Source organism: Vibrio sp. 10N.286.46.A8 (assembly GCF_041470165.1).
Classification (GTDB): domain Bacteria; phylum Pseudomonadota; class Gammaproteobacteria; order Enterobacterales; family Vibrionaceae; genus Vibrio; species Vibrio tasmaniensis_A.
On the sequence record NZ_JBFRLX010000066.1, the window covers coordinates 35,771 to 42,394 of the forward strand.

At 42.6% G+C, this 6,624-nt stretch carries 8 protein-coding genes; 1 reads left to right on the forward strand and 7 read right to left on the reverse strand.

Annotated features, from left to right (window positions below; translation table 11 throughout):
- Nucleotides 1-19: 19 nt before the first annotated feature.
- Nucleotides 20-649 carry a PepSY-associated TM helix domain-containing protein gene (locus AB4232_RS07740; protein ID WP_065680034.1) on the reverse strand — a complete coding sequence of 210 codons (630 nt, stop codon included), beginning with the start codon at nucleotides 647-649 and terminating at the stop codon, nucleotides 20-22.
- A gap of 367 nt (nucleotides 650-1,016) precedes the next feature.
- Between AB4232_RS07740 and AB4232_RS07745 the strand changes: the two genes are divergently transcribed.
- The gene (locus AB4232_RS07745; protein ID WP_372086828.1) at nucleotides 1,017-1,334 is read left to right on the forward strand and encodes a hypothetical protein; all 318 of its coding nucleotides are present in this window, start codon (nucleotides 1,017-1,019) and stop codon (nucleotides 1,332-1,334) included.
- Nucleotides 1,335-1,678: 344 nt separating this feature from the next.
- Here AB4232_RS07745 and AB4232_RS07750 read toward each other — a convergent pair whose 3' ends face one another.
- From AB4232_RS07750 to AB4232_RS07775, 6 genes are read right to left on the reverse strand one after another with little or no spacing between them, the layout of a single operon-like run.
- Entirely contained in the window at nucleotides 1,679-2,857 is a 1,179-nt protein-coding gene (locus tag AB4232_RS07750; protein ID WP_372086830.1) for a hypothetical protein, read from the reverse strand.
- Nucleotides 2,854-3,474, reverse strand: a complete 621-nt coding sequence (locus AB4232_RS07755) for an energy transducer TonB (RefSeq protein WP_372086832.1) — start codon at nucleotides 3,472-3,474, stop codon at nucleotides 2,854-2,856. The genes AB4232_RS07750 and AB4232_RS07755 overlap by 4 nt, the downstream gene beginning before the upstream one ends.
- 19 nt (nucleotides 3,475-3,493) lie before the next feature.
- Nucleotides 3,494-3,898: a biopolymer transporter ExbD gene (locus AB4232_RS07760; RefSeq protein ID WP_004731145.1), complete on the reverse strand. Its 405-nt coding sequence runs from the start codon at nucleotides 3,896-3,898 to the stop codon at nucleotides 3,494-3,496.
- On the reverse strand, nucleotides 3,895-4,455 hold the full coding sequence (locus AB4232_RS07765) for a MotA/TolQ/ExbB proton channel family protein (protein ID WP_065680030.1): 561 nt from the start codon (nucleotides 4,453-4,455) through the stop codon (nucleotides 3,895-3,897). The genes AB4232_RS07760 and AB4232_RS07765 overlap by 4 nt, the downstream gene beginning before the upstream one ends.
- Nucleotides 4,455-5,831 carry a MotA/TolQ/ExbB proton channel family protein gene (locus AB4232_RS07770; RefSeq protein WP_135381455.1) on the reverse strand — a complete coding sequence of 459 codons (1,377 nt, stop codon included), beginning with the start codon at nucleotides 5,829-5,831 and terminating at the stop codon, nucleotides 4,455-4,457. The genes AB4232_RS07765 and AB4232_RS07770 overlap by 1 nt, the downstream gene beginning before the upstream one ends.
- Complete coding sequence (locus AB4232_RS07775) at nucleotides 5,831-6,598, reverse strand: DUF3450 domain-containing protein (protein WP_372086834.1); 768 nt, start codon at nucleotides 6,596-6,598, stop codon at nucleotides 5,831-5,833. Before AB4232_RS07775 ends, AB4232_RS07770 begins: the two co-directional genes overlap by 1 nt.
- Nucleotides 6,599-6,624 lie beyond the last annotated feature (26 nt).

Genomic DNA, 6,624 nt, shown 5'->3' on the forward strand with positions numbered 1-6,624 from the left:
CTCATCAATCTTCTAAAAGTTAAGGCACGGCAACAAAATAGATAGCAAGTGAGATTGCAGACCCAAACACCGTCCATTTGATGGAAGTATTGAGTGTCTTTTTCTTAGGTAACAGTAAGCACACGCCAGTCAGTACAAAGAAGATCATCAGCAGCGCAGTGATATCGATAAACCACTTCCACACTTCACCGCTATTACGCCCTTTGTGTAAGTCATTCAACAATGCGATAACGCCATAATTCGTTGTTTCGACTTCCACCATTTCAGAAGTCACATCGACAAACACAGAAGCGTTGTAGCCAGGTCCTTTGAAGTCCATAGACACTTCACCGATGAGTAACTCACCGTCTTCAATCTCTGCGTAGATGTCTAACCCCGAAGGAACGCCAGATAGGTTTGCTTCTTCAAATAAAAACTTTTCAAAAGCAGACTCGTCGGCTTTCAGTCGACCGTCTTGGATCGTAAACAAACTCGTGGGAAGCGTTAGCGTAGAACGTTGGATATTGGGTTGGCTTGATTCGAATAGCTCAGGGCGATTAAGGGTGATGCCTGTCACTGAAAAGAAAAGAACAACAAACAGCAGCGCCATAGAAATATAAACATGAAGTCGACGAGCCCATGATTGAACTGCCCTACTTTTTAACGACATACAAACCAGTACCTATAGATTTTATGGCGATAATTTAGTTGATAATAATTCGTATTGGCATTCAATTTACATTGTTTACGTTTCTCGCGCGTCGCAAGGAAATTTACATAACATCTACTGAAGAACAATCGAACTGTATACGTATAAGAATCGCGGCAATATAAGTGGGAAACGTAGATATCCTGAGCTCTAGAGCTTATAAAAGGCCCTGTTTAGTAGGAGTTCCGTGCATTTAAGAAAGGAATGTTGAAGCTATTTAGAACAGAGATCACTATCAAGGGCATTGGCATGACGATTAGCTCAAGAGTGGTTTAAGCTTATTGACTATAAAACAGACATAACCATGCAAGTTTAAAAGGATTTAGAAATGCGTATTATTGTAGCTTTGGCTGTATTGGTAACGGCTTGTACTAGCCAGATTGTTAGTACTGACGAACATATCGAGAGTTACATCGGTTCCAATATTACCGATGCGCAAGCTTTGTATTTAACGCCCCACTCTCAAGCAGTTACATTTTGGGAGTCACGCACATTTGCTTGGGTAGAAACTCAAACCTCACTCCAGAATGGTGAAATACAACATTCTTTCAAAAACCCCTATCGTGACTGCACCATTAACTGGATTGTAGACCAAAGCGGAGTGATCATTGCGGGATCACACAGTGGCGATATGTGCAGCCTTTAACTTGAATTTTCTTTATCTTTATACCAATCGTAGTAAATAACTGTTCATCCTAGCTGGTTAAAACACTCGATAACATCGTTAGAAATTTTGATTGTAGAATAACTACTTATCGAAAATTTCCGCCTTGTTCTCAAGCATTTTTCCAGCGCTATTTATGTACACTTACTTACTGTAATTGGTATTATTCTTACCTCAGTCAAACAACAGCACCGCTCAGGCACCTAGGTTTAAGGTTTAGGTTTAAGTCTATAGAATACAAAAAAAGAGTGTCATTTGAACATTCAAATGACACCCTTTCACTGTCTTATTTAGTACTCTGTTTTCTAGCTTCTAACTATATGTGATTAGGCGTTTCCACTTTCGCTTACCGTTCTCAGCTGGGTCAAATATTTGATCCACCCTTTAGCCTCAGGAGACGGTTCAATGTTGTTCGCGCGCTTAGCTTGAGCGAGAGCATTATCTAAGTTCTTCAACTTATACCATGAACGTACTTTCGCTAATGCAACGTCAGCTTGCTTGTTCTTGTCTTTCACTTTGTCTAAAACAACCAGAGCTCGCTTGTAGTAACCTTGCTGAACCAATAATTGAGCAACATTCCAATGGTATCGAGTGTTCATATTCGACGCTAACGTCCACACTTCAATAGCATTGTCCCACTCTTTCGCTAGCTGCCAGTAGGTTGCTTGCTCAGCCAGAAGTTGAACATCGCTGTTTGCGTCATCTAACTTGCTAATTTCTTGCGCAGCGCGCTCAGGGATGCCTCGTTTCGCGTACAGTTGAGCAAGTAGCCTACGGTCTGAATTATTCAGTTCAACACCTTGTAGCTCAGCAAGCGCTAAGGTATTCAACGCATCTCGGCTACGCTCTAGCCTTAACTGAATCCCGACCAGTTGACGCCACCAGTTGTCTTTTTCGGGTTGAAGTTCAACTAAACTTTCTAACGTAGGAATTGATTGCTTCCATTGTTTTAACTGTAGTTGAGCACCCAGCTTTAACGAGAGAGGCGACAACTGTGGTTTTGAATTGAACTTGTTATGATTACCTATAGCCGCCAGTACTTTCGTCCAGTTTTCAATTTGGTATTCAGCTTGAGCAATTCGCATCCAAAGCGTGTCTTTCTTTTCAGTTTCCGGTGCTGTTTCAACGAGCTCATAATAGTGTGGTAATGCCGATTTAAAATGCTGCTCGCTAAGCAGTAAATCAGCTAACATACGTTTCGTTACCCAAGCTTGCTCATCCACCAATAAGCCACTATCCACTGCATAAGTAAGCTGCTTGATTGCCGTCTCTGTTTTACCATCTTGCCAGTAAAACACACCAAGTATGCGAGCGACATAGGCTTTGTCATAGCCTTTAGATAACTCCAAACTAGCCAAAACCTCAATCGCCTGTTTAACCTGCTCCTCTTGAGCAAGTTTATTCGCCTTTTGAACACGAATAACGGTGTATTGGGTTAGCTCTTTTGCCGGTACTGTAAGGGGCATTATCAACAAGCCCACTAATATCCATATCTGTTTCATCATTTTGCCAACTTAAACTCTAGTTTCACGGTTTGACCAACCTGAGCTACCGCTTTTCCATCGACGACTTTGGGTTGATACTTCCATTTTTTAAGTGCTCTTATCGCTTCACGTTCAAACATACGACGTGGATTTGCATCCGTAACTTGAATATCAACAGAACGTCCTGTTTCATCGATTGTAAAAGACAAAATGACATACCCTTCTGCGCCACGCTTGAGCGCTTTTGCTGGATAACGAGGTTCAACTCGATAAAGCGGCATTACCTGTTGATTTGACCCCAAATCAGAAAATGTTGGAGCGTTAATCGCTAGGCCTTCAATTGAAGTATTCAAATCCAGTGAAGACAGTGAAGACAGTGAATTCAGAGGCGTTACTTCAGCTTGCGACTGAGACGTTTGCGCTTGCGGTGGCGGCTCTGGCATTTCGGGTTGTTCCGGGACTGCACGTTGTCTTCTCTGTACTTCTTGTTCTTGTTCAACCATTACCATGTTGAAACTTAACGTCTCACTGTTGTCTGGCGAACGTTGGTGTCCATTATCGACCATCCAAGCCATGAAAGAAAATAGAGCTAAACCCAACGCTCCCGCTAAAGGTAATGCAAGAAATAGGCGAATCATTGATTAAGATCCTCCAAGATCATCGCTTTTCAGCTGCAAGCGCAATATTTTTAACACCCGCACCTTTGGCAGCGTCCATCACTTTAACAACCGTACCGTTATAAGCATGCTCGTCCGCCTGAATAACCAAAGAAGCATCAGGTTGTTCTAGCAACAAGTGTTCTAACGTCGCTTGAACACGTTCAACATCCACAACACGTTTATCTATGAAAATGTCATTCGCAGAAGTAATCGCGACAAAGATACCTGCATCTTTTTGGCTCACTACATTTGAAGCTTGCGGGCGATTGACTTCAACACCAGATTCACGAACAAATGAACTCGTCACAATGAAGAAAATAAGCATGATGAATACGATATCAAGCATCGAAGTAAGGTCTATTTGAGCCTCTTCGTTTTTAGAATGACGTCGACCGAGTCTCATCGTTGACTCCTTAAAGATTTTTCTAATTTCAATTCTAAGCGGTTACAGACTTTCGCTAAACGAGCATGAACAAACATGCCCGCTAATGCAGCAACCATACCCGCCATCGTTGGTAAAGTTGCCAACGAGATACCTGAGGCCATCAATTTAGGATCACTGCTTCCTTGAGTCGCCATGACATCAAAAACGGAGATCATACCGGTTACGGTACCGAGCAAACCCAACATCGGACAAATAGCAACTAACAGCTTAATAAAGTTCAAGTTTTGGTTAAGTAAAATACTCGCTTGCCCCAACCAACCTTCACGAATGGCTTTAGCATGCCAAGAAGAGTGATCTTCTCTTTCATGCCACTGATTAATCCAAGCTTGACGCTGCTTTGGAAAGTAGAACGCGAGATAAAGCACGCGTTCTACCACAAGTACCCAAAAAACGAGGACGACAGCCGCTAGCCACCACAGGACGAAACCGCCCTGCTCCATAAAGTTTGATAAAGACAGCAGCCAGTTACTCGTTAACCAACTCGCTGGTAATAGAGAACCCGACAAAATATCCATTACGCGGCAGTCCCAACTTGTGAAACAACAGCGCTTGGTTCAATAGACTTCTCTGCCTGCTCAGCAACAAGGCCAATGCCCTGCTTCTCCAGAATATTTCGAATGTTCTCTGACTGAGTACTCAGAATGTTGTGTGCCAATAGCAGTGGCATTGCAGCAACAAGGCCAAGTACCGTTGTAACAAGTGCCATCGAAATACCGCCCGCCATTACTTTAGGGTCACCATTACCAAACTGTGTGATCACTTGGAATGTTTCGATCATGCCGGTTACGGTACCTAGCAAGCCAAGCATTGGTGCTAGAGCAGCTAGAAGCTTCAGCATTGATAAACCTTTCTCTAGGTGAGTTTGTTCATCCACTACCGCTTCTAAAAGTCGCAGTTCTAATGCTTCTACTGTTTGATTTTTCTCTTTGCTGTAAACCGCAAGAACACGACCCAGAGGGTTATTACCTGCTTGTTTTGGGTTCTTAAGCTGTGCACGAATCTTCTGACGAGCGATAGCCAAAGAAATACCACGAACCAATGCGATGATTAAGCCAATTGCCAACAAGCCAAGAATAACTTTACCTACTAGGCCACCAGCTTGCAGACGATCAGCTAGGCTTGGTTCCAAAGCTAATTGTTCTAGCATGAATCCACGAGAAGGATCGACGACCACGTTAGACACTTCGCCATTCGCTAAAGTAGAAAGTGACGCCAGTGTTGGACCTTGTGATGGCTGCTTCAAGTACACTATTGCATCTTGATGTTTAGCATCCCACCATACGTAACCAGACTCAGCGACTAAACCAATAGAACCCAGTCGATAAGCTTCTGCCTTTTCAGTGACCCCTTCACTATTAACTAGTGAAACTGTCGACTTACTTATCTCTGAACTTGCTTGAATTTGCTCCATCATGCTCAACCAAAGACCTGTTAACTGGGGCATTGACGGTAATGATTTTGCATCCACGATTTGGTAAACAGTTTCTGTATACGCTGCGCGATCTACGTTAGTTACTGTATCCGTTAGCTCAAGTTCAAGGTCTTTTGCATTTTGTCTTACAACGCCAAACAACTCACCTAAGCTACCGGTTTCTAAACGCAGTTTCTCTTCTAAACGAGCAAGCTTGTTTTCGTTATCACTGAATGTCTGAGTCAGAACATCGGTCGCACCTTGAATAGAGCTACGTTTAGCTTCAAGCTGTGATTTGATCGCTTTGAGTTGTTGTTCTGTCTTTTTAAAGTCAGCTTCACGAATTACGTTATGAGACGCTTGCGTGCGACTCTCTGATTTTGCTTTATTAACAAGCTGAGCAGTCGTGTCTGATGCAGAGAAAGCAGAAAATGAAATTGACGTAATGCAAAGCAATGCTGCTAATGGCTTTAAGTTCATTACTTAACCTCCGCAACAGTTAAAGAAACAGGTAAAGTGATTAAGCTTGGAGACGCTTGCTTATTAGCAATATCGTACGCTTTGTCCAACTCAGATTTCATCGAAGAATCCAACTCTTGCCATTGATCGCTATTTTGGTCCCAAGACCAATATTGAGTACCATTTAAGTTACGAGCGACCAGTGAAATGCGGCCAAGATGCAAAACATCAACTTCAAGCACTTTATCTTGACTTAACTCGACACGGCTTGAATAAGAACTTAGCTTAATACCGTAATCCACTTCAATTTGGTACGCCTCTAAAATACGGCGATATTTTTCAGCATCACTGACATCAGCACGAGTCATCATCGCCTTCAGCTTTTCAACGCGACGCAGACGGCTATTTGTCTTGAAAGGTAGATCGCTTTCAATAACTTCTTGGAGACCATCGATCATCTTGTACATCAAAGGCACTACACCTTGACGTGTTAGTTTGATTTGGTCGATCTGCCCTTCAATACTCTGCGCTTCTTGATCTTGGCTGTTAACCAATGCGGCAAGGTGATCGTGATAGATTTCTAAATTTTTCACTTCTTCTTGCAGACGCTCAACCTCAGCTTGCAGCAATAATGTTGCTTGTGAACTTTTATTAATAACCTTTTGGCTCGAAGCCGACGCGTTATTGGTCTTGTTTTGAATTGATTGAGCTTGATCCAAGCTGTTTGCCATCGATGACGTTGCAACCAAACTGATGGCAAGTGCTAGGCTAGTTTTTAAAAGATTCATAATTGTAGTCATTTACTTTAGAAGAA